This is a genomic window from Janibacter sp. UYMM211 (assembly GCF_040547045.1).
GTDB lineage: Bacteria > Actinomycetota > Actinomycetes > Actinomycetales > Dermatophilaceae > Marihabitans > Marihabitans melonis.
In genome coordinates this window covers 81,990-104,170 of sequence record NZ_JBEPOY010000006.1, presented here as the reverse complement: position 1 = coordinate 104,170, position 22,181 = coordinate 81,990, and the positions used below count along the sequence as shown (strand labels likewise).

Below are 22,181 nucleotides of genomic sequence, written 5' to 3'. Positions count from 1 at the left end.
GGGCGCGAGCCATAGGGTGAGGCCATGACTCGCGACTTCCGCAACATCTACACGCACGGGTTCGCGCGGGTGGCGGCGTGCACGATGCCGGTGACGCAGGCCGACCCCTTCGCCAACGCCGACGCGGTCGGCGCGATCGTGCGCGAGCTGCACGACGAGGGCGTCGCCGTCGCGGTCTTCCCCGAGCTCGGGCTCACCGGGTACTCGCTCGACGACCTCTTCCTCCAGGACGTCCTCCTGCGCGACACCGAGGCCGCGATCGACCAGCTCGCCCGGGCCACCGCGGGCCTGCGTCCGGTCTTCGCGGTCGGCGCCCCCCTTCGTCACGGCAACCGGGTCTACAACTGCGCCGTCGTCCTCCACGACGGCGAGGTCCTCGGCATCGCCCCGAAGTCCTACCTGCCCAACTACCGCGAGTTCTACGAGAAGCGGTGGTTCGCACAGGGCGCGGGCGTCGTCGGCGAGACCTTCCGCCCGACGTGGCCCGGCGCCGACGCGCTGCGCGACGCCCCCTTCGGCACCGACCTCATGGTCCACGTCGACGACGTGCCCGGTCTCGTCGTCCACGTCGAGGTGTGCGAGGACCTCTGGGTGCCGATCGCGCCGAGCCACGAGGCCTCGCTCGCCGGGGCGACCGTCCTGCTCAACCTCTCGGCCTCGCCGATCACCGTGGCCCGCGCCGAGGACCGTCACCTCCTGGCCCGCTCGGCCTCGATGCGCTGCACCGCCGCCTACCTCTACGCGGCCGCGAGCGAAGGGGAGTCGAGCACCGACCTCTCGTGGGACGGGCAGACGATGGTCTACGAGATGGGCGAGCTGCTCGGCCAGTCCGAGCGCTTCCCCGCCGGGCCCCGGCGCACGACCGTCGACGTCGACGTCGACCGGCTGCGCCAGGAGCGGATGCGCCAGGGCTCCTTCGACGACAACGCGGTCGCGCTCGGCATCTCGCCGCGCCAGTACCGCGACCTGCACGTCACCCTCGACCCGCCGACCGGCGACCTCGGCCTGCTGCGCCCGCTCGACCGCTACCCCTTCGTCCCCGACGACGAGGAGCGCCTCGCCCTCGACTGCTACGAGGCCTACAACATCCAGGTGAGCGGCCTCGAGCAGCGGCTGCGCTCGATGACGAGCGAGACCTGGGCGCCGAAGATCGTCATCGGCGTCAGCGGCGGGCTCGACTCGACCCACGCGCTCATCGTCGCGGTCAAGGCGATGGACCGGCTCGAGCGGCCGCGCACCGACGTCATCGGCATCACGATGCCCGGCTTCGCGACGTCGGACCGCACGAAGACCAACGCCATCGCGCTCATGGAGACCCTCGGCATCACGTGGGAGGAGCTCGACATCCGCCCGGCGGCGACGCAGATGCTCGAGGGGATGGGCCACCCCTTCGGCGAGGCCGCGCAGGCGGGCACCGCCGTGGAGGACATGGACGACGGGGTCTTCGACGTCACCTTCGAGAACGTCCAGGCGGGGCTGCGCACCGACTACCTCTTCCGCATCGCCAACCAGCGCGGTGGGCTCGTCCTCGGCACGGGCGACCTCTCCGAGCTCGCCCTCGGGTGGTGCACCTACGGCGTCGGCGACCAGATGTCGCACTACGGCGTCAACGCCGGGGTGCCCAAGACCCTCATGCAGCACCTCGTGCGCTGGGTCGCCGGCTCCGGCCAGCTCGAGGAGTCCGCCTCGCAGACGCTGCTGTCCGTGCTCGACACCGAGATCTCCCCCGAGCTCGTGCCGAGCAAGGACGGCGAGCGTCCGCAGTCGACCCAGGACAAGATCGGGCCGTACTCGCTGCAGGACTTCACGCTGTACCACGTGCTGCGCCGCGGCTACCGGCCGAGCAAGATCGCCTTCCTCGCCGAGCACGCGTGGGCCGACGCCCAGCGCGGCGAGTGGCCGAGCTCGGTGCCCGAGGCGGAGCGGGTCGCCTACGAGCTCGCGACGATCCGACGGTGGCTGCTCGTCTTCGTCCAGCGCTTCTTCGACAACCAGTTCAAGCGCTCGGCACTGCCCAACGGCCCGAAGGTCGTGCCCGGCGGCACGCTCTCACCGCGCGGTGACTGGCGGATGCCGAGCGACAGCGAGGCCCGGCGGTGGCTCGCCGACGTCGAGGACGGCGTGCCGCAGTCCTGACCTGCCGCACCACGGCACGACGAACCCCCGGCGCGCGCGGCGGGCCGGGGGTCTCGTCGAGCAGAGGTGCGGGTCGGCTACTTGATGCCGAGCGCGTCCTTGCCCTCGGGCGAGTCGCCCTCCCCGCGGGAGTACGAGCCGAAGCCCATGAGCGAGAGCACGCGGCCCACGGCCAGCGAGAGCACGGCGATGACGAGGCCGACGACGAGCAGCCACCACTCGAGGAGCACGACACCGATGGTGCCGATGGTGAAGCCCACGAGGCAGACCGCGACGGCGGCCCAGGTGGCGATGTTGTAGCCGTGACCGAGGTCCTCGGCCGCGTGGGGACCGGTCGGGCGCGCGGAGAGCTTGGCGTGACTCATGGCCACATCCTCCCACGAGCCCGACCGGGCTCGCTCAGCCCCGGGTGCCGTCGACCTCGTCGGGCACGACTGGCAGGACGCCGGAGCGGATCACCTCGCCGCTGGCGATGTCGACCATGTGCAGGGTCTTCGTGCTCGGGTCGGTGACGTAGGCCGTCTCGTCCTGGACGTGCAGGGTCGGGCGGGCCTGCTGCCACTCCGTCGGCTCCTCCCACGCGTCGACGACCGGGGTCGAGCGGGTGATCTCGCCGGACTCGGGGTCGATGACGTGGAGCTGGCCGTCGGTGCCGAGGACGAGCGCCTCGCCCTGCGGCCCCCGACCCAGCGAGCGGAACGAGTAGCTCGCCGGCAGGTCGACGAGGCGCAGCGACGCGTCCCGGGTGTCGGTGATGCTGACCTTCGTCGGCCGCTCGAGCTCGGCGTCGGGGTCGGACTTGTAGTCGCCGAGGACGAAGGGGGACTCGTCGTGCCCGGCCTGGTTGCCGATCCGGCCGTAGTCGTCGGGCGAGTCGACCTTCGTGATCTCGTCGCCGTCGACGACGAGCAGGCCGTCCTCGCAGCCGAGGACGACGACCCCGTCCTGCGCCACGGCCTCGCCGTGGACGCCGGGGCACTCGTCCGACGAGGCGACGGTGCGCCCCTTCGCGTCGCGGATCCTCACACCGGAGCGCGACTCCTCGTCGCCGACGGTCGTGATCACCGAGCCGTCCTCGCGCTCGACCGCGACGCCGTGGTGGGGGCTGCGCTCGGTCCACGTGCGCCCCTTCGGCAGGGCGGTCGGCCCGTCGCGCAGGTCCTCCGGGTCGATCGACCGCACCCGGCCGTCACCGTCGCCGTAGAGGACCGTGCGGCCGTCGTGCACGACGACGTGGCCGGGGTGCTTCGCCGGGTAGCGCAGGTCGGTCAGCGTCGGGGTCGTCGCGTGGTGGTGGTCGTGGTCGCCGTGCGGCAGCGAGTACCCGCCGAGGTCGAGGAGGCGGAAGCCGTCGCCCTCGGTGACGAAGAGGTGGCGCTCGTCGCCGGCGGGGTTGAGCCGGGCGTAGCCCTCGACGGGGAACTCGCCGAGCAGGGTGAGGTCGGTCGCGTCGAGCACGACGACCCCTCCGTCGTGGGTGACGGCGATGCGTGAGGCGCGCCGCCCCTCCTCGGTCGTCTCGCCCGAGGGGGTGCCGACGGCGGTCGAGACCTCCTCGGCACGCGGGACCGGGGATGCGGAGGGCGTGGCGGCGGGCTCGGCATCGGCGCTGCCCGTGGTGCTGCTGCCGCACGCCGCGGTGAGCAGGACGGCGAGCGCGGCGGAGCCGGCGAGGAGCGGTCGGGTGGGGGCGAAGGGGGTCAGGGGGCGTCTCATAGTTGAGAACGATTGTCAGTAGCATTCTCATATGTCAACCTGGAGGGGAGCGCGGACCGAGCCGCGGTCACCCCGTCGCACGGAGCGTGGAGGAGCGGCATCATGACCGGGTGACGACCCAGCAGCGAGCGGCGACCCGCAGCCGGATCCACCCCGCCTGGGTGGTCGCCGCCGTGACCCTGCTCGCCCTCGTCGCGGCCGCGACCTTCCGCTCGAGCACCGGTGTGCTCATGGAGCCGATCGAGCGCGAGCTCGGCTGGGACCGCGCGACCACCTCCGGGGCGGTGAGCCTCAACCTCGTCCTCTACGGGCTCGCCGCCCCCTTCGCCGCCGCGGTCATGGAGCGCTTCGGCATCCGGCGGACCGTGACGACCGCGCTCGTCGTCGTCGGCGTCGCCAGCGGCGCGACCCTCGTCATGACCTCGCCGTGGCACCTGTGGCTGCTGTGGGGCTTCGTCATCGGGCTGGGCACCGGGGCGATGGCACTCGTCTTCGGCGCGATCGTCGCCAACCGGTGGTTCGTCGCGCACCGGGGGCTCGTCACCGGCCTCTTCTCCGCCGCCAACGCGACCGGTCAGCTGCTCTTCCTGCCGGTCATCGCGTGGACGGCGACCGAGCTCGGGTGGCGCGCTGCCGCGGGGATCGTCGCGGCGCTCTCGCTCGTCGTCGCCGTGCTCGTCGGGCTCTTCCTCACCGACCGCCCGTCCGACCGCGGGCTCATGCCCTACGGGGTCGCCGAGGGCTACGCCGTCACCGACCCGGGCCCGCCGAGCGAGAACCCCGCGGTCACCGCGCTGCGCGTGCTGCGCCAGGCCTCTCGGCACTGGGCCTTCTGGGCGCTGGCCCTCACCTTCTGGGTGTGCGGGTGGTCGACGAACGGCCTCGTCCAGACCCATCTCGTGCCCGCCGCGCACGACCACGGGATGCCCGCGACGGCCGCCGCCGGGCTGCTCGCGCTCGTCGGCATCTTCGACGTCGTCGGCACGATCGCCTCGGGCTACCTCACCGACAAGGTCGACCCGCGCCTGCTCCTGTGCGCCTACTACGCCCTGCGCGGCCTCAGCCTGCTGACCATCGACGCGCTCCTCGCCCCGCACGTGCAGCCGGGGATGTGGGTCTTCATCGTCTTCTACGGCCTCGACTGGGTGGCCACCGTGCCGCCCACCGTGGCGCTGTGCCGCACCCACTTCGGGCTGCAGCGCTCGGGCGTGGTGTTCGGGTGGGTCTTCGCCGCCCACATGGTCGGGGCGGGCGCCGGTGCGTGGGTGGCGGGCGCGATCCGCACGGCGACCGGCACGTACGCGAACGCCTGGGTGACCGCTGCCGTCCTCTGCCTGCTCGCCGCCGCCGTGTGCTGGACGATCCCGCGCCGCGCGGTGGACGGGGACCGCGAGGTCGCGGCGGCCTGAGGTGACGAAGGGGGACCCGCACCGTCGGGTCGGGATCAACCCCTAGGGGTGGAGAGGTCCCGGCGGCCTGCGTGGCACGGTCGAGAGATGGACATCCTCGCAGCCGGCCCCTGCCCCACCTGTGGTGGCGATGCTGCGTCCGTCGTCGCGGACAGCCGCTTCGACGCCAGCGGCGCCCACGAGAAGCTCACGCTCACCTGCCCGGACGGGCACTCCTGGACGGTCACCGACCACGACGAGCCCGGACCCGTGCGCCGGGTCCTGGCCCACCTGCTGCCCTGACCCGGCACCACCTGTGCGTCAGACGACGAAGGAGTCCGCCACCTCGAGCGCCTCGTCGAGGATCGCCAGCCCGGTCCGTGCGTCCTCGTCGGAGATGACGCACGGCGGCACGACGTGCGTGCGGTTCATGTGCACGAAGGGCCACAGCCCCCGCTCCTTGCACGCCGCGGCGAAGGCCGCCATCGGCTTCGCGGCGTCGCCCGTCGCGTTGTAGGGCACGAGCGGCTCGCGGGTGCTCGGGTCGCGGACGAGCTCGAGCGCCCAGAAGGTCGCCATGCCCCGGATCTCACCGACGCTCGGGTGGCGCTCGGCGATGCGGGCGAGCTCCGGCCCGATGACCTCCTCGCCGACCCGACGGCTGTGCTCGATCACCCCTTCGTCCTCGAAGATACGCATCGACGCGACCGCGCTCGCGCACGCGAGCGGGTGCCCCTGGTAGGTCAGGCCGCCCGGGTAGGGGCGGTCGGCGAAGGTGTCGCGGATGCGCTGCGAGACGACCACCCCGCCGAGGGGGACGTAGCCGGAGTTGACCCCCTTCGCGAAGGTGATGAGGTCGGGCGTCACGCCCCAGCGCTGGATGGCGAACCACTCGCCGCAGCGGGCGAAGCCGCTCATCACCTCGTCGGCGATCATGACGATGCCGTGCTCGTCGCAGATCTCGCGCACGCCGGCGAGGTAGCCGTCCGGCGGCACGAGGACGCCGTTCGTGCCGACGACGCTCTCGAGGATGATCGCGGCGATCGTGCCCGGGCCCTCGACCGCGACGAGGTCGCGCAGGTGCTGGAGCGCGCGCTCGCACTCCTCCTGCGGGGTGCTCGCGTGGAAGGCGCTGCGGTAGAGGTGCGGTCCCCAGTAGCGCACGACGCCGGGCATGCCCGGCTCGCTCGCCCACCGGCGCGGGTCACCGGTGAGGGCGATCGCCCCCGCGGTGGCCCCGTGATAGCTGCGGTAGGCGGCGAGCACCTTGTGCCGACCGGTGTGCACGCGCGCCATCCGCAGGGCGTTCTCGTTGGCCTCGGCCCCGCCGTTGGTGAAGAAGACGTGGTCGAGGTCGCCGGGGGCGCGCTCGGCGATCATCCGCGCCGCCTCGGACCGCATGTCGTAGGCGAATCCCGGTGCGAGAGTAGCCATCCGGGCGACCTGCTCCTGGATCGCCGCGACGAGCCGGGGGTGCTGGTAGCCGATGTTGACGTTGACGAGCTGGCTCGAGAAGTCGAGGAACTCGCGACCGTCGTAGTCGGTGAAGCGCACCCCCGACGCCGAGGCGATCGGCAGGGGGTCGATCTGCGCCTGCGCCGACCAGGAGTGGAAGACGTGGGCGCGGTCGAGCTCGTGGACCCTCTCGGCGGACAGCTGCGGCAGATCGCTCATGACCGCAGGCTAGTCACAGCTCCTCGTGGTGGTCGGGGTCTGCGTCGAAGAGACGTCCGTCGGCGCGTCCGAGGGCGGTGATCGCGGCGACCTCGTCCTCGCCGAGCTGCACGGAGGCGGCCGCGAGGTTGTCGCGCTGGCGCTGGGCGTCGGCAGACTTCGGCAGGGGCATCGCGCCGAGGGCGACGTGCCACGCGAGGATGACCTGGCCGGGGGTGAGGTCGTGCGCCTCGGCGGCTGCGACGACCGCCTGCTCCTCGAAGAGGTCGCCGCCGCGGGCGATCGGCGACCACGACTGGGTGAGGATGCCGCGCTCGGCGTCGACCGCGCGCATCTGCTCCTGCGGGAAGTAGGGGTGCAGCTCGATCTGGTTGGCGAAGGGGGTGACCCCCGTGGCCTCGACGACGCGGTCGAGGTGGGCGGCGGTGAAGTTGCTGACGCCGATGTGACGCACGAGGCCGGCCTCGCGGGCCTCGACGAGCTGCTCCCACGCGGTGAGGTACTCGTCGCGCGAGGGGTTGGGCCAGTGGATGACGACGCTGTCGAGGTAGTCGAGGTCCATGACCTGCAGCGAGGTCTCGACGCAGCGGCGCGCGCCGGTGTGGTCGCGTCCGGGGACCTTCGTCTGCAGCCAGACGTCCTCGCGGGCGATGCCGCTGGCCTTCACGGCCTCGGCGACCTCGCGCTCGTTGCGGTAGTTGACCGCCGTGTCGACGAAGCGGTAGCCGACCTCGAGGGCCGAGGCGATCGCCGCGACACCCTCGCTGCCGCGCAGCGGGTAGGTGCCGAAGCCGATGACGGGGACCTCGGTGCCGGGGTCGGTCGACAGGGTGCGGGTGGGTGCGACGCTCATGTCTCGCACGCTACCCGCGCCACCCCGGCGGTGGTCTCGAGGCTCAGGCCCCGGAGGGCCTTCGCACCTCGACCAGCGAAGGCCTCCCTGGTCGAGACGCTCGCTGGTCGAGGTGCGACCCAGGAGCCTCGAGACCACCGCCCAGAGAGGTCAGGGGACGATCTCGTCGCGGCTGTCCCACGGCACGAAGTCGGGCATCTGCGAGGCGCGGCCGGTGAAGTCGGGCTCGCGCTTGGCGAGGAAGGCCGCGACGCCCTCCTTGCCGTCGCCCATCGAGGTCTGCTGCATCGCGATCGACTCCACGGCGTGGGCGTCGAAGGGGTGGGTGGCGGCGGAGCCCCGGTAGACCATCCAGCGCATGAGCGCGGTGCTCACCGGGGAGCGGCCGGCGACGAGGCGGCGGGCGAGCTCGCGCGCGGCGGGCATGAGCTCGTCGGGCTCGTGCACCGAGCGCAGGTAGCCGATGTCGTGCATCTCCTGCGCCGTGCGGATCTCGGCGGTGTAGAAGAGCTCGAGCGCCGCCTCCAGGCCCACGATGCGCGGGAGGAACCAGCTGCTCGCGGCCTCGGGCACGATGCCCAGCCGGCCGAAGACGAAGCCGATCCGCGCGCTGCTCGACGCCAGCCGGAAGTCCATCGCGCACGGCATCGTCGCGCCGATGCCGACCGCCGCGCCGTTGATCGCCGCGATGACCGGCTTCGTGCAGCGGAAGATCGCGAGCGTCACCTTGCCGCCGGTGTCACGGATGCCGTCGACGAGCTCGGGGTCGTCGGGGCGCTCCTGGATGTCGGCCGGCGTGACGACCTGCTCCTCGTCGATGCCGAAGACGTTGCCCTCGCGCGAGAGGTCCATGCCCGCGCAGAAGGCCCGCCCGGCCCCGGTGACGATGACGACCTTCGCGTCGTCGTCGGCGCTCACGTGCCCGAAGACGTCGACGAGCTCCTCGTGCATCTGGACGGTGAAGGCGTTCATCGCCTCCGGCCGGCTCAGGGTGATCGTCGCGATCCCCTCGTCGTCCACCTCGTAGGTGAGGGTCTCGTACGTGCGCTCGGTCATCGTCGTCCTCTCGCGCCCCGGGCCGTGGCCTCGGGCTGGTGGGTGGTGCTGCGGGCTGGTCAGGCGGTCGGGTCGGCGACGACGCGGTTGGTCAGGGCGCCGATGCCCTCGACCTCGGCGACGACGACTTGACCCTGCGCGAGGTAGGTCGGCGGCGTCATGCCGTGGCCGACCTCGCCCGGGGTGCCCGTCGCGATGATGTCACCGGGGTTGAGGCGCACGACCGTCGAGATGTGCTCGACGAGCGCGACGGGGTCGAAGAGCAGGTCTGCGGTGCTGTCGCGCTGACGCAGGACGCCGTCGACGTGGAGCGAGACCTCGAGCTCGGGGCGCACCCCGCCGGGCAGCTCGTCGGGGGTGACGAGGTAGGGCCCGACCGGTGTCGAGGAGTCCCACGTCTTGCCCTGGAGCCACTCGCCGGTGCGCATCTGCCAGTCGCGGCAGCTGATGTCGTCGACGACGGTGAAGCCCGCGATCGCCGCCTCGGCGCTCTCCCCCTTCGCCCGGCGCACGCGTTGCCCGACGACCACGCCGAGCTCGACCTCCCAGTCGAGCGCCTCGGTCTCGGGCGGGAGCGGGATGTCGTCGTGCGCGCCGACGAGCGCGTCGGCGAACTTCGCGAAGAGCGTCGGGTGGGTCGGCAGGTCGTGCCCCATCTCGACGATGTGGTTCGTGTAGTTCAGACCGACGCACACGACCTTGCTCGGCGTCGTGACGAGCGTGGCGAAGTCGGCGCCGTCGACCGGGTGGGTCGGGCCGTCCGCGAGGGCCGCCGTGCGCCAGCCCGGGTCGGCGAGCAGCGCGCCGACGTCGGCGTGACCGGTCTCGACGAGGGTGTCGCCCTCACGGCGCACGGCGCGGGTGCCGCCCGCCGTGCGGATCGTCGCGAGCCTCATGCCGGTGCGCCCTCCCGGGTGGGCAGCGCGGCGAGGAGCCGCTGCGTCGCCTCGTCGTACTCGCGGGCGAGCTGGTCGACGAGCTCGGCGACGGGCAGGACGTCCTCGATGCCCGCGACGCCCTGGCCGGCGGACCAGATGTCGCGCCAGGCCTTGCTCTCCTTCGCGTGCTCGTCGTGCGGGTTGGTCACGTGGTGCAGGTCGACCCGCTCGGGCGAGGCGAGGTGCTCGGGGTCGAGCCCCGCGGCCTCGATGCTGCCGCGCAGGAAGTTCGCCGGGATCGAGGAGATCGAGGGCGTGTAGACGATCTGCTGCGCGGTGTGGTCGGTGATCATCGCCTTGTACTCCTCGGCGACGGTCGCCTCCTGCGTCGCGAGGAAGCGCGTGCCCATGTACGCGAGATCGGCGCCGGCCGCCTGCGCGGCGAGGACGTCCTGACCGCTCGACAGGGCCCCGGCGAGGAGCAGCGTGCCGTCCCACACGCGGCGCACGTCGGCGATGAGGGCGAAGGGGTTGATCCCGCCCGCGTGACCACCGGCACCGGCGCTCACGAGGATGATCCCGTCGACGCCCGCGTCGGCGGCCTTCTGGGCGTGCACCGCACCGGTCACGTCGTGGAAGACGAGCCCGCCGTAGGAGTGGACCGCGTCGACGACCTCCTGGACGGCGCCGAGGCTGGTGATGACGAGGGGCACCTCGTGCTCGACGATCCGCTCGAGATCGGCCTCGATGCGCGCGTTCGTCCGGTGGACGATGAGGTTGACGCCGAAGGGAGCGGGCTCGGGGGCGCCCGGCGCCGCGGGGGCGGCGAGCCCCTCCTCGATCTCGCACAGCCACTCGTCGAAGCCTGCCGTCGTGCGCTGGTTGAGCGCCGGGAAGGTGCCGAGCACCCCCGCTCGGCTGGTGCCGATGACGAGCTCGGGCCCGGAGGCGAGGAACATCGGCGAGGCGACGACCGGCAGGCGGAGCCGGCCCTGCAGCTGTGCGGGGAGGGTCATGGGCTCACTCTCTCCGAGATCGGCCGGGATGCACCAGTCGCGCGGCACGTGTCACACCGCCCGCCTCCCCCCTCGCCCCATGCCTCCCCCCTTCGCCGAGGTATGGAGATCGGGCAGGACCCGCCGTGAGATCCGACCGATTGCCATACCTCGGCGAAGGGGGTGGTGCGGGGTGCAGGGTCAGCGGGAGCGGCGGGCGGCGAGCTCGAGACCGCGCTGCATCACCGACCAGTAGCCAGAGGGGGCGACCCGGGCGAGCGCGTCGAGGGCCCGGGCGTCGTTGCCCACGAGCAGGCGACGACGCCGTGCGACGAGCGCCTCGACGATCTCCTCGGCGGCCTTGTCCGCCGGGTAGCGCAGCGCCCTGTCGAAGGCCCGCCGACCGCGGGCCGCCTCGTCGGGGTCGACCCCCGAGGCGGTGCGCGCGTTGCGGGCGATGTTCGTCGCGATGCCGCCGGGGTGCACCGAGGTGACGCCGACGGGCTGGTCCTCGGCGTCGAGCTCGCTGGCGAGCGACTCGTTGAAGCCCCGCAGCCCGAACTTGCTCGTCGAGTACGCGGTCTGGCCGGCCGGGCCGACGAGACCGAAGAGGCTCGACAGGCCGACGACCTGGCCCTGGCCGTTCTCGATCATCAGCGGCAGCAGCGCCCGGGTGAGCCGGATCGGGGTGTGGAGGTTGACCTCGAGCAGCCAGTCGAAGTCGGCCTCGCTCGTCTGCACGAAACGCCCGCCGAGGGCGACGCCGGCGTTGTTGACGAGCACCCGCACGTCGGGGTGCGCATCGCGCAGGCGGGCGGCGAGCGCGGTCACCGCGTCGCGGTCGGAGAGGTCGGCGACGTAGGTGCTCACCCTCACCCCGGGCGACTCGTCGCCGACGAGCCCGGCGACCCGCTCGAGCCCGTCGGCGTCGCGGTCGACGAGCGCGAGGTGCGCCCCACGCCGGCCCAGCCCGCGTGCGACGTGCTCGCCCATGCCCCCGGCGGCGCCGGTGACGACAGCGGTCCCGCCGGCGACGTCCAGCGGCGGCCGGGAGGGGCGGCGCAGCGTCGGGCGGCGGCTCATGCGCGCACCTCCGCCAGGTCGCCGACGGAGTCGTCGGTGTTGCTCGACGAGCCCGGCAGGTCGATCGTCGCCGGGGCCGCGGCACCGACGGGCAGGTGCACGTCCCGCGCGCCGAGCGGCACGAGGTGCATGTCCGAGGTGACGTCGGCGGCGCGGAACGCGCGGCGGTCCTTCATGTAGCTCTGCTCCATCGTCCAGGGGTCACGGTCGCCCACCTTCGGGAAGGCGCCGACGGCGCGCTGCACGTACCCAGAGGTGAGGTCGAGGATGGGGGCGGGGGTCATCCCCTCGGGCGCGACGGGCACGGCCGCGCCGATGCCGTGCTCGCGCATGTGGTGCACGAGCCGGGCCACGAAGCCCGACACGAGGTCGGCGCGCAGCGTCCACGACGCGTTGACGTAGCCGACGGTCATCGACATGTTCGGCACCCCGCTGAGCATGAGCCCGCGGTAGGCGAAGGTGCGTCCGATGTCGACCGCGCGGTCGTCCACCGTGAGGCGGATGCCGCCGAGCGCCTTGAGCCGCAGGCCGGTCGCGGTGACGACGACGTCGGCCTCGACGAGCCGCCCGTCCTGCAGACGGATCCCGCCGTGCTCGAAGCGGTCGACGTGCCCGGTGACGACCTCGACCGAGCCGGAACGGATCGCGGTGAAGAGGTCGCCGTCGCGCACGGCGCACAGCCGCTGGTCCCACACGTCGTACGGCGGGGTGAAGTGCTCGTCGACGACCTCCTGGGGCAGCACCCGCCGCAGCGCGCCGAGCACGATCCCCCGCGCCGCCGAGGGGCGCACCCGGGACAGGACGTAGAGGAAGCGCTGGACGAGGACGTTCTTCGTGCGGGCCACCTGCTGCACCGGACCGGGGGGCAGCACGCGGCGCAGGCGCTCGACGAGCCGGTCGCTCGCCGGGACGGCGATGACGTAGCTCGGGGTGCGCTGCAGCATCGTCACCGACGCGGCCGTCTGCGCCGCTGCGGGGACGAGCGAGACCGCGGTCGCCCCCGAACCGATGACGACGACGCGCCGCCCGGCGAGGTCGAGGTCCTGCGGCCAGTGCTGCGGGTGCACGACCTCGCCGGCGAAGTCCTCGACCCCGACGAAGCCCGGGTCGTGCGGGCCGTCGTAGTCGTAGTAGCCCGACCCCAGGTGCACGTACCGGGCCCGCACCACGCGGGCCGACCCGTCGGCTCCCTCGACCTCGACGGACCACCGCTGCGCCTGGCTCGACCAGCTGGCGGCGACGACCGAGCACCCGAGGTAGGTCCGCTCGGCGATGCCGCTGTCGGCGGCGGTCTCGCGCAGGTACTCGAGGATCGAGGCGCCGTCGGCGATCGACTGCTCCCGGTCCCACGGGCGGAAGGGGAAGGACAGCGAGTACATGTCGGAGTCCGAGCGCACGCCCGGGTAGCGGAAGAGGTCCCACGTGCCGCCGCTGCTGTCGCGCGCCTCGAGGACGGCGAGGTCGAGGTCGGGGTCGCGCTCGAGCAGGCGGTAGGCGGCCCCGATGCCGGAGATGCCGGCACCGACGACGAGGACGTCGAGCTCCTCGGGCAGGTCGGCCGGGCCGCGCCGCACAGCGGCAGCGCCCGGGTCGTACTCGCGAGTAACACTCATGGGCCCACTCTGCCCCACGGACCTGGGGGCCGCCGCGGATCGCCGCAGGGGTCTTCGCAGGTCAGGGCCGCTCGAGGTGCAGGACGCAGGCCCCCGGCTCGGCGAAGGGGGCGAGCCCGGCCTGCGTCGCGTCGTCACCGGCACGACGCAGGAGCCCGTCGACGAGCCCGAGATGGACCTGGCACACGACGTCGGGGTGGACCTGGGCCACGTCGAGCAGGGGGCACGTGCGCAGCCGCACGTGGTCGGGGTCGGTGTCGTCGGGCGCGAAGCCCAGCCCACGCAGCGCGCCGACCACCGACGGGCGCGCGTCGCCGCCCTCGACCGGCTCGACGTCGCGGCGCTCGCTCCACGCACGACCCACCGCGTGCGAGATGTCGCGCAGCCGCTCCCCCGTCCCCGGGCCGGACGCGAGTTGCTCGACGAAGGCCGTCGCGAGCGCGCGGTACTCGCGCACCGAGTGGTCGGAGGGCTCGGCGGCGTAGACGGCGCTGGGCCGCCCACGGCCACCCGCATGGCGCCGGGCTCGCTCGACGTGGCCGGACGCGACGAGCGCCTCGAGGTGCGCGCGCACGGTGTTCGGGTGCACTCCCGTGGCCGCGGCGACCTCCACGACCGAGCGCGGGCCGCCGGCCTCCTGGAGCGCGAGGAGGGTGCGGCGCTGCGCCGTCGTGAGCCCGGACTCCCCCGGCGCACCCCGAGCTGGCGCCGGTCCGAGCGGAGGAGTATTTTTCACGAAGACACCGTATTAAATATCGGGCGGAGGGTCTACCCCTGCCCACGACGCAGGAGGACCCATGACCGAGCCGACCCGCACCCTGCCCCTGGCAGCCGCCCAGCACGAGTGCGCCTGCGGCTGCACGGACGAGGGGGTGCCCGCGCTCGACGTGCGGTCGATCCCCCACGCCGTCCGGCACGCCGCCGTCATCGGCGCGCTCGGCGCGATCCCGTCGGGCGGCTCGATCGACCTCGTCGCGCACCACGACCCGGTGCCCCTCCTCGCGCAGGTCGACGCCCGCGAGCCGGGCACCTGGTCGGTCACCTACCTGGAGCGCGGCCCCGAGGTCTGGACCCTGCGCCTCACGCGGGCCTGACCGCACGAGGAGGCAGACGCCATGTGCACGTACTGCGGGTGCGAGACCTTCGAGGTCGTCGGGCGCTTCACCGCCGAGCACGTCGAGGTCATCAACACGGCCGGGCTGCTGCGGCGGGCTGTGCACGACGGCGTCCCCCGGGAGCAGGTCGTCGCGCTCGTCGACCTCGTCCGCGGCCTGCTCGACCCGCACACCCGGGCCGAGGAGGTCGGCCTCTTCGCCGTGCTGCGCGAGGACGAGACCTTCGCCGACCACGTCGAGGGGCTGTGCGCCGAGCACGAGCAGCTGGACGCACAGCTGAACGCGCTGCGCGCGGGTGACCACTCGGTCGTCGACCGCCTCTACGCCGACCTGCGCGAGCACATCCACAAGGAGGAGAACGGCCTCTTCCCCGCCGCCGCCGTCGGCCTCTCCGCGCAGGACTGGGAGCGGGTCGACGCGCTCACGCCCGCACCGCGTCACCGGGCCCACCGGTGAGCACCGCCGGGGGCACGACGGCCCGCCCCTCGGCGTCGCCCGGCGCCCCCGGCCGCCCGACACGTGGCACGTGGGGCCTGCGCGACCGGCCCGGGCTCGTCTGGCTCGTCCTCGCCGCGGCGACGGCGCTCGTCCACCCCTTCGTCCCGGGGTCGACGTGGCTCATGGTGCACATGGTCGCGCTCGGCGCGATGAGCCACTCGGTCATGGTGTGGAGCACCCACTTCGCGACGACGCTGCTCAAGACCGCGCCCGATCTCGACCCCCGGGCCGCGCAGGGGCGGCGGCTGCTCCTGCTGCACGCCGGGGCCGTCCTCGTGCTCGTCGGCGTGCCGACGAGCCTGTGGCCCGCGACGGTCGTCGGCGCCACCCTCGTCGTCGCGGCGGTGGCCTGGCACGCGGTCGCCCTGTGGCGACGGCTGCGCCACGCGCTGCCGGGCCGCTTCCGGGTCACGGTGCGCTCCTACCTCGCCGCCGCGGCCTGCCTGCCGGTCGGGGCGCTCCTCGGCACCCTGCTCGCCCGCGGGCCGGACGACGAGATGCACGCGCGCCTCGTCGTCGCGCACTCCCTCGTCAACGTCCTCGGCTGGCTGGGGATCACGGTCGTCGCGACCGTCGTCACGCTGTGGCCGACGATGCTGCGCGCCCCGATGGACGCCGACGCCGAGCGGCGGGCACGCACCGCCCTGCCGGTCCTCGTCGGCGGGCTGGCCCTCGCCGTCACCGCCGCGCTGGTCGGCAGCCGGCCGCTCGTCGCGGTCGGGCTCCTCGTCTACCTCGCCGGCCTCGCCCGGTCGGCGTCCTCGATGGCCGGCCCGGCCCGTGCTCGGCTGCCGCGCCACCACGCCCCGGCATCCGTGGCCGCCGGGCTGCTCTGGCTCGTCGCCGGGGTCCTCGCCGTCGCGTGGCGGGTGGCCACCGCACCCACCTGGGCCGATGCCGCCACCGGGTACGACGCCGTCGCGGCGGTCTTCGTCGTCGGCTTCATGCTCCAGGTGCTGCTCGGCGCGCTGAGCCACCTCGTGCCGTCGGTCATCGGCGGCGGCCCGTCGGTCGTGCGTGCGGGCATGCGCGAGATGGACAGGTGGTGGGTCCTGCGCCTCGTCGTCGTCAACGGCGGGCTCGCCCTCTGCCTGCTCCCCGTGCCCTCCGGCGCGCGCGTCCTGTGCTCGGTCCTCGTGCTCCTCGCACTGGTCGTCTTCGTCCCGCTGCTCTTCCGGGCCGTCCGGGCCTGCGTCGCGCAGCGTCGCGCGATCGCCGAGCGGATGGCGAAGGGGGAGCCCCCGCCCTCGCCCTCCCAGGGCCGCGCGGAGGTCGCCGCCGTGCTCGACGCACCGGTCCCGGTGCACCAGCTCGGCGCCGGGCTGGCTGCGCTCGCGCTCGCCGTCGCGGCCGGCCCGGCGACGGCCCCGGTGCTCGGCGCGGACGTGCCGGCGGCCGCGAGCGAGCAGGTGGCCCCGACCGGCGTCACCCGCGACATCGAGGTCACGGCCACCGCAGACATGACCTTCGAGCCCAGCCGGGTCGACGTCGACCCCGGCGACCGCGTCGTCATCACCGTGCGCAGCACCGACGCCTCGACCCGGCACGACCTCGTCTTCGACGACGAGCACCGCTCCGAGCGCATCGGCGAGGGCGAGAGCTCGACCCTCGACCTCGGCGTCGTCGGCAGCACCCGCGAGGGCTTCTGCTCGGTCACCGGGCACCGGCTCATGGGGATGACCTTCACCGTCGCGGTCCGCGGCGAGAGCGTCGGCGGGGGCAGCGGCACCCACGCCGGAGGGGCGGGCAGCGGCGCCCACGCCGGCCACGACGGAGCCGCCGGGACGGGCCCGGCGGGGGCGAGCGGGTCCCCCTTCGCCCTCGACCCGACCGCGCGCTGGTCCGACGGCTTCGAGGCCGCCGACGCCGTCCTCCCCCCGCTCGACGACGACCGGGTGCACCGCGTGACGCTCACGGTGCGCGAGACGAGCGCGGAGGTCGCGCCCGGGGTCCGGGCGACGCGGTGGACCTTCGACGACGGGTCCGGCCGGACCGGCCCGGGGCCGGTGCTCCACGGGCGGGTCGGCGACCGCTTCGTCATCACCCTCGTCAACGACGGGTCCATGGGGCACTCGGTCGACCTCCACGCGGGCGAGCTCGCGCCCGACCGGCCGATGCGGACCATCGCGCCGGGCGAGCGGCTCACCTACACCTTCACGGCGACGCGGGCCGGCATGTGGATGTACCACTGCTCGACGATGCCGATGTCGACCCACATCGGGGCCGGCATGCACGGCGCGGTCGTCATCGAGCCCGAGGACCTGCCCGAGGTCGACCGCAGCTACGTCCTCGTCGCCTCGGAGATGCACCTCGGGGCTCCGGACGCCGACGGGGTCCTCCCGGTCGACGCCGAGGCCGCGGCGGCCGACCGGCCGAGCCTGATGACCTTCAACGGCGCCGCCTTCCAGTACGACGAGCAGCCGCTGCCGGCCCGGGTCGGCGAGCGGGTGCGCATCTGGCTCCTCGCCGCAGGACCGAGCCGGCCGACGTCCTTCCACGTCGTCGGCGGCCAGCTCGACACGACGTGGCTCGAGGGCGCGTACACGCTCGACCGGCGCGACGCGGGTGCCGGCGGGGCGCAGACGCTCGGTCTGCTGCCGGCGCAGGGCGGCTTCGTCGAGACGCGCTTCGTCCAGGCCGGGCACTACCCCTTCGTCAGCCACGTCATGGCCGACGCCGAGCGGGGTGCGCACGGGGTCTTCGAGGTCACCGACCCGCGCTGACACCGGCGCGACGACGACGCGAAGGGGGCCCCGTCAGCTCGTCGACGGGGCCGGGTCGGTGGCCCGGGCGAAGGTCGAGGTCGCCACGGCGAGCACGGCCTCCGGGTCGTCGACCTGGGGGCAGTGCCCGCACCCGGCGAGCAGGACGTGCTCGGCCTGCGGCAGCCGCTCGCGCGCGGTCTGCGCCTGCGCGGGCAGGAGCAGGCGGTCGCGCTCGCCCCAGGCGATGGTCGTCGGCACGGCGAGCTCACGGGGCACGCGGTGGTGACGTGACCCGAGCAGGTGCGGCCAGAAGCCGCGCCCGGTCCGCAGGGCGAGCGTGTCGCCGAGGGAGACCTCGGGGTCGACGTGCTCGGGGCGCGTGTAGAGCGGCCAGAAGGCGATCGCGTGCAGCCGGGGCGAGCCGTGCACCGCTCGGTGCACCCGCTGCGGCAGGTACGAGCCGGCCTTGAGCGCGAGCAGGGTCGACGCGGCGACGGCGAGGTGGCGGCGAGAGGCGAAGCCCGCGGGGGCGAGCGCGACGGCGGAGCGGACCGACCCGCGTCCGGCCAGCTCGAGGGCCACGAGACCGCCGAGCGAGTTGCCGACGACGTGCGGGCGCTCGAGACCGAGCTCGGCAGCGAGACGCTCGACCTGCTCGGCGGTGCTGGTCATCGACCAGCCGTCCGGGGCGCTCGGCGGGCCGGACAGCCCGAAGCCGGGCAGGTCCACGACGACGACGTCGTGCCCCGCCGCGTGCAGCAGGGCGGGCAGCCGCCCCCAGGCCTCGCGCCGGTGACCGATGCCGTGGACGAGGACGACGGGCTCGCCGTCGCCGCGCAGCCGGGTGTGCTCGATGGTGGCCATGACCGAGACGTTACCGACCGGTAGCCCGACGTGCCGTGATCCGGACGACATCCCCACGAGCCGCGCGGCCCTGTCAGGATCGTCTCGTGAGCCTCCTGACTGATCTCCCCCTGGCCCCCCGTGACCCGATCATCGGCCTCACCGAGGCCTTCGTCGCCGACCCGCGCGAGACGAAGGTCAACCTCGGCGTCGGGGTCTACACCGACGAGAACGGCCGCGTGCCGCTGCTGCGCTGCGTCGAGCAGGCCGACGAGCGCGTCGTCGACGGCACCCGCCCGTGGTCCTACCTGCCGATCGACGGCCTCCCGGCCTACCGCTCCGCGGTCGCCGGGCTCGTCTTCGGCGACGAGCTGGCGCACGAGCGGGTCGCCGTCGTCCAGGGCGTGGGTGGCACCGGCGGTCTGAAGATCGCCGCCGACCTCGTCCACCAGACCACCCCCGACGCCCGCGTCCTCATCTCGGACCCGAGCTGGGAGAACCACCGCGCGATCTTCACCCGCGCCGGGCTCACGGTCGACAGCTACCCGTACTACGACGCGCAGACCCGCTCGGTCGACGTCGACGGCATGCTCGACGCGCTGCGCGCCGCCGAGGCCGGCACCGTCGTCGTGCTGCACGCCTGCTGCCACAACCCCACGGGCTACGACCTCACCCCGCAGCAGTGGGAGCAGGTGCGCGACGTCGTCGTCGAGCGCGGGCTCGTGCCGCTGCTCGACATGGCCTACCAGGGCTTCGCGCACGGCATCGAGGAGGACGGCGCGGCCGTGCGTCTCTTCGCGCGCACCGGCGTGGCGATGCTCGTCGCCACGTCCTTCTCGAAGTCCTTCAGCCTCTACGGCGAGCGGGTCGGCGCGCTGAGCGTCGTGTGCTCCGACGCCGACGAGGCCGCCCGGGTGCAGAGCCAGCTCAAGGTCATCATCCGCACGACGTACTCGAACCCGCCCAGCCACGGCGCGCTCGTCGTGAGCACCGTGCTCGGGGACGCCGAGCTGCGCCAGACCTGGGAGGACGAGCTCGGCTCCATGCGCGAGCGGATCCGGGCGATGCGCACCCGTCTGCGCGACGGGCTCGCCGCGGCGATCCCGGGCGCCGACGTCGAGCACTTCGTCGTGCAGAACGGCATGTTCTCCTACACGGGTCTGAGCGCCGAGCAGATGCGCGCGCTGCGCGAGGAGCACGGCGTCTACGGTCTCGACTCCGGCCGCATCTGCGTCGCCGCGCTCGACGAGCGCAACCTGCCGACGGTCATCGAGGCGGTCGCCGCCGTGTGGTGACCTCTCGCCGGGCATGACGAAGGGGGCGGACCCGCCGTGGCGGGTCCGCCCCCTTCGTGCTCCTCAGTGCTCGATGAGCTCAGTGCTCGGTCGGGTCCGCGGCCTCGTCGGCCTTCGTCGCGTGGACGGTGCCGTGCACGTGGTCGGGCGGGCCGTACAGCGAGTACACCTGGAGCGGCTCGACCCCGGTGTTGGTGATGTTGTGCCACGACCCGGCGGGCACGAGGACGACGTCGTCGTCACCCACCTGACGGTCGAAGGACAGGTCGTCCTGCGCGGGGCCCATCTGCACGCGCCCCTCGCCGGACTCGACCCGCAGGAACTGGTCGTGGTCGTCGTGCACCTCGAGCCCGATGTCGTCACCGGGGGCGATCGACATCACCGTGAGCTGGAGGTTGGCGCCGGTCCACAGCGTCGTGCGGAAGTTGGAGTTCTCGAGCGTGGCGCGCTCGATGTTGACGACGAAGGGCTTGGGGCCCTGGTCGGTCGGCTCGGACGAGACGGTCATGGTGGTCCTCCTCGGTCGTGGAGATGGGTGCTGGTGATGCCCGGGTCGCTCAGACGCGGGCGATGTCGGGCACGTCGGTCGGGTCGCTATCCACCGGGTCGCCGTCGGCGACCTTCGTCGCCGCCGTCGTGTCCGCACCCGCCGGGGCGCTCGTGCGGATGAGGTGGTCGAAGGCCGACAGCGCGGCCGTCGAGCCGTCGCCCAGGGCGACGACGATCTGCTTGTACGGGGTCGTCGTGACGTCGCCGGCGGCGAAGACGCCCGGCAGGCTCGTCGCGCCGCGGTCGTCGACGACGACCTCGCCGCGCTCGCTCAGCTCGACGCCGCTGCCGATGAGCCACTCGGTGCTCGGGAGCAGACCGATCTGGACGAAGACGCCGTCGACCGCGGTCGTCACGGCGTCGCCGCCATCCCGCGGCTCGTGGACGAGACCGGTGACCTTCGCCCCGTCGCCCGCGACCTCGGTGGTCCGGCGGCCGAGCTCGACGTCGACGTTGGGCAGCGAGCGCAGCTTGCGCTGGAGCACCTCGTCGGCGCGCATCTCGTCGAGGTACTCGACGACGGTGACGTGGCGCACGACGCCGGCGAGGTCGATCGCGGCCTCGACGCCGGAGTTGCCGCCGCCGATGACCGCGACGTCCTTGCCCTTGAAGAGCGGGCCGTCGCAGTGCGGGCAGAAGGTGACGCCCTTGTTGCGGTACTCGTCCTCGCCCGGCACGTCCATGGTGCGCCAGCGCGCACCGGTCGCGATGATCACCGAGCGGGCGCGCAGGCCGGCGCCCGAGGCGAGGTCGACGGTGACGAGACCGTCCTCGCCGGCCTCGGTGATGCCCGACGCGGTCTGGCCCTTGACGAGGTCGACGTCGTACTCGTGGACGTGGCGCTCGAGGTCGGCCGCGAGGGTCGGGCCGTCGGTGCGCGGGGTGCCCACGAGGTTCTCGATCGACATCGTGTCGTTGACCTGCCCGCCGAAGCGGTCGGCGACGAGACCGGTGCGGATCCCCTTGCGGGCGGCGTAGATCGCGGCCGAGGCGCCGGCGGGGCCGCCGCCGAGGACGAGGACGTCGTAGGGCTCGCGCTCGGAGAGCGCCGCGGCGGCCTCGAGCGAGCCGGTGCCGCCGGTGATGTCGTCGAGCGTCGCGAGGATCTCGGAGAGCTCCATGCGGCCGGAGCCGAAGCTCTCGCCGTCCAGACGCATCGACGGGACGGCCATGACCCCTTCGCGCTCGACCTCGTCCTGGAAGAGGGAGCCCTCGACGACCGTGTGGGAGACGCCCGGGTTGAGGACGGCCAGGGCGTTGAGCGCCTGGACGACCGTCGGGCAGTTCTGGCAGGTGAGCGACATGTACGTCACGAAGTGGTGCTCGCCCTGCACGGCGCGGGCCGCGGCGAGAGTGGCCTCGTCCTCCTTGACCGGGTGGCCGCCGACCTGCAGCAGCGCGAGGACGAGCGAGGAGAACTCGTGGCCGAGCGGCAGGCCCGCGAAGGTCACCGCGACCTCGGGCGCGGAGGCGCGCTGGATCCGGAAGGCGGGGCGGCGCTCGCCGATCTCGTCGCCCTCGGCCTCGCGCAGGGTGAGCAGGTCGTGCATCCCGGCGATCTGCGTGAGGAGCTCGCGCAGCTCGCCCGACTTGGGCCGCTCGTCGTACGCGGCGACGAGCTCAACGGGCTCGCGGAGGTTGTCGAGCAGGGACTTCAGCTGGGTGGCCAGGGGGGCGTCGAGCGCCATAGGTGGGGACTCCTCGAGCGGTAGCGGTGCGGGTGGTGCGAAGGGGGGTGCAGCGGCGCCGTGGCCACGGCCCGGGGACCTCAGGGGTGGTCCCCG

General features: G+C 73.6%; 20 protein-coding genes. 7 read left to right on the top strand and 13 right to left on the bottom strand.

Annotation, left to right across the window (positions count from 1 at the left end; all coding sequences use genetic code 11):
* Positions 1–24 precede the first annotated feature (24 nt).
* Positions 25–2,136, top strand: coding sequence for an NAD(+) synthase (locus ABIB53_RS15065; RefSeq protein ID WP_354588766.1), 2,112 nt, complete (start codon positions 25–27; stop codon positions 2,134–2,136).
* Between the two features lie 77 nt (positions 2,137–2,213).
* On the opposite strand, the gene ABIB53_RS15060 is transcribed toward ABIB53_RS15065, so the two are convergent.
* Positions 2,214–2,501, bottom strand: a complete 288-nt coding sequence (locus ABIB53_RS15060; protein ID WP_068271697.1) for an HGxxPAAW family protein — start codon at positions 2,499–2,501, stop codon at positions 2,214–2,216.
* Positions 2,502–2,535: 34 nt separating this feature from the next.
* Complete coding sequence (gene aztD, locus ABIB53_RS15055) at positions 2,536–3,852, bottom strand: zinc metallochaperone AztD (RefSeq protein ID WP_354588765.1); 1,317 nt, start codon at positions 3,850–3,852, stop codon at positions 2,536–2,538.
* Positions 3,853–3,962: 110 nt separating this feature from the next.
* Between aztD and ABIB53_RS15050 the strand changes: the two genes are divergently transcribed.
* Together ABIB53_RS15050 and ABIB53_RS15045 are read left to right on the top strand one after the other, a co-directional pair.
* Entirely contained in the window at positions 3,963–5,261 is a 1,299-nt protein-coding gene (locus ABIB53_RS15050; protein ID WP_354588764.1) for an MFS transporter, read from the top strand.
* Between the two features lie 87 nt (positions 5,262–5,348).
* Positions 5,349–5,543, top strand: coding sequence for a hypothetical protein (locus tag ABIB53_RS15045; RefSeq protein ID WP_252975789.1), 195 nt, complete (start codon positions 5,349–5,351; stop codon positions 5,541–5,543).
* Between the two features lie 18 nt (positions 5,544–5,561).
* Here ABIB53_RS15045 and ABIB53_RS15040 read toward each other — a convergent pair whose 3' ends face one another.
* The 8 genes from ABIB53_RS15040 to ABIB53_RS15005 all read right to left on the bottom strand — a co-directional run bounded on the left by ABIB53_RS15040 (position 5,562) and on the right by ABIB53_RS15005 (position 14,128).
* The gene (locus tag ABIB53_RS15040; protein WP_201464850.1) at positions 5,562–6,914 is read right to left on the bottom strand and encodes an aspartate aminotransferase family protein; all 1,353 of its coding nucleotides are present in this window, start codon (positions 6,912–6,914) and stop codon (positions 5,562–5,564) included.
* 13 nt (positions 6,915–6,927) lie between these two features.
* A complete protein-coding gene (locus ABIB53_RS15035; protein ID WP_201464848.1) occupies positions 6,928–7,767 on the bottom strand; it encodes an aldo/keto reductase in 840 nt (279 codons plus the stop codon).
* Between the two features lie 150 nt (positions 7,768–7,917).
* Positions 7,918–8,823: a crotonase/enoyl-CoA hydratase family protein gene (locus ABIB53_RS15030; RefSeq protein WP_354588763.1), complete on the bottom strand. Its 906-nt coding sequence runs from the start codon at positions 8,821–8,823 to the stop codon at positions 7,918–7,920.
* A 59-nt stretch (positions 8,824–8,882) separates the two neighbouring features.
* The gene (locus ABIB53_RS15025; protein ID WP_354588762.1) at positions 8,883–9,719 is read right to left on the bottom strand and encodes a fumarylacetoacetate hydrolase family protein; all 837 of its coding nucleotides are present in this window, start codon (positions 9,717–9,719) and stop codon (positions 8,883–8,885) included.
* Positions 9,716–10,717, bottom strand: a complete 1,002-nt coding sequence (locus ABIB53_RS15020; protein ID WP_354588761.1) for an NAD(P)H-dependent flavin oxidoreductase — start codon at positions 10,715–10,717, stop codon at positions 9,716–9,718. Before ABIB53_RS15020 ends, ABIB53_RS15025 begins: the two co-directional genes overlap by 4 nt.
* A 180-nt stretch (positions 10,718–10,897) precedes the next feature.
* Positions 10,898–11,779, bottom strand: coding sequence for an SDR family NAD(P)-dependent oxidoreductase (locus ABIB53_RS15015; protein ID WP_354588760.1), 882 nt, complete (start codon positions 11,777–11,779; stop codon positions 10,898–10,900).
* Complete coding sequence (locus ABIB53_RS15010; RefSeq protein WP_354588759.1) at positions 11,776–13,392, bottom strand: flavin-containing monooxygenase; 1,617 nt, start codon at positions 13,390–13,392, stop codon at positions 11,776–11,778. The genes ABIB53_RS15015 and ABIB53_RS15010 overlap by 4 nt, the downstream gene beginning before the upstream one ends.
* 61 nt (positions 13,393–13,453) lie before the next feature.
* Positions 13,454–14,128 (bottom strand): helix-turn-helix transcriptional regulator, encoded by a 675-nt coding sequence (locus tag ABIB53_RS15005; RefSeq protein WP_354588758.1) that lies wholly within the window; start codon positions 14,126–14,128, stop codon positions 13,454–13,456.
* A 61-nt stretch (positions 14,129–14,189) separates the two neighbouring features.
* On the opposite strand from ABIB53_RS15005, the gene ABIB53_RS15000 reads away from it, so the two are divergent.
* The 3 genes from ABIB53_RS15000 to ABIB53_RS14990 are packed head-to-tail and all read left to right on the top strand — an operon-like array spanning position 14,190 to position 17,728.
* Positions 14,190–14,486, top strand: coding sequence for a DUF2249 domain-containing protein (locus tag ABIB53_RS15000; RefSeq protein ID WP_068271660.1), 297 nt, complete (start codon positions 14,190–14,192; stop codon positions 14,484–14,486).
* A 21-nt stretch (positions 14,487–14,507) separates the two neighbouring features.
* Positions 14,508–14,963 carry a hemerythrin domain-containing protein gene (locus ABIB53_RS14995; RefSeq protein ID WP_354588757.1) on the top strand — a complete coding sequence of 152 codons (456 nt, stop codon included), beginning with the start codon at positions 14,508–14,510 and terminating at the stop codon, positions 14,961–14,963.
* Entirely contained in the window at positions 14,960–17,728 is a 2,769-nt protein-coding gene (locus ABIB53_RS14990) for a multicopper oxidase domain-containing protein (RefSeq protein WP_354588756.1), read from the top strand. The genes ABIB53_RS14995 and ABIB53_RS14990 overlap by 4 nt, the downstream gene beginning before the upstream one ends.
* Positions 17,729–17,761: 33 nt before the next feature.
* On the opposite strand, the gene ABIB53_RS14985 is transcribed toward ABIB53_RS14990, so the two are convergent.
* Positions 17,762–18,574: an alpha/beta fold hydrolase gene (locus ABIB53_RS14985; RefSeq protein ID WP_354588755.1), complete on the bottom strand. Its 813-nt coding sequence runs from the start codon at positions 18,572–18,574 to the stop codon at positions 17,762–17,764.
* Between the two features lie 86 nt (positions 18,575–18,660).
* On the opposite strand from ABIB53_RS14985, the gene ABIB53_RS14980 reads away from it, so the two are divergent.
* Positions 18,661–19,848 carry an amino acid aminotransferase gene (locus ABIB53_RS14980; protein ID WP_251720526.1) on the top strand — a complete coding sequence of 396 codons (1,188 nt, stop codon included), beginning with the start codon at positions 18,661–18,663 and terminating at the stop codon, positions 19,846–19,848.
* Between the two features lie 79 nt (positions 19,849–19,927).
* Here the strand turns inward: ABIB53_RS14980 and ABIB53_RS14975 are convergent, their stop codons facing one another.
* On the bottom strand, positions 19,928–20,356 hold the full coding sequence (locus tag ABIB53_RS14975) for a cupin domain-containing protein (RefSeq protein ID WP_068271649.1): 429 nt from the start codon (positions 20,354–20,356) through the stop codon (positions 19,928–19,930).
* A gap of 49 nt (positions 20,357–20,405) precedes the next feature.
* Positions 20,406–22,085: an alkyl hydroperoxide reductase subunit F gene (gene ahpF, locus ABIB53_RS14970; RefSeq protein ID WP_354588754.1), complete on the bottom strand. Its 1,680-nt coding sequence runs from the start codon at positions 22,083–22,085 to the stop codon at positions 20,406–20,408.
* Between the last annotated feature and the right edge of the window lie 96 nt (positions 22,086–22,181).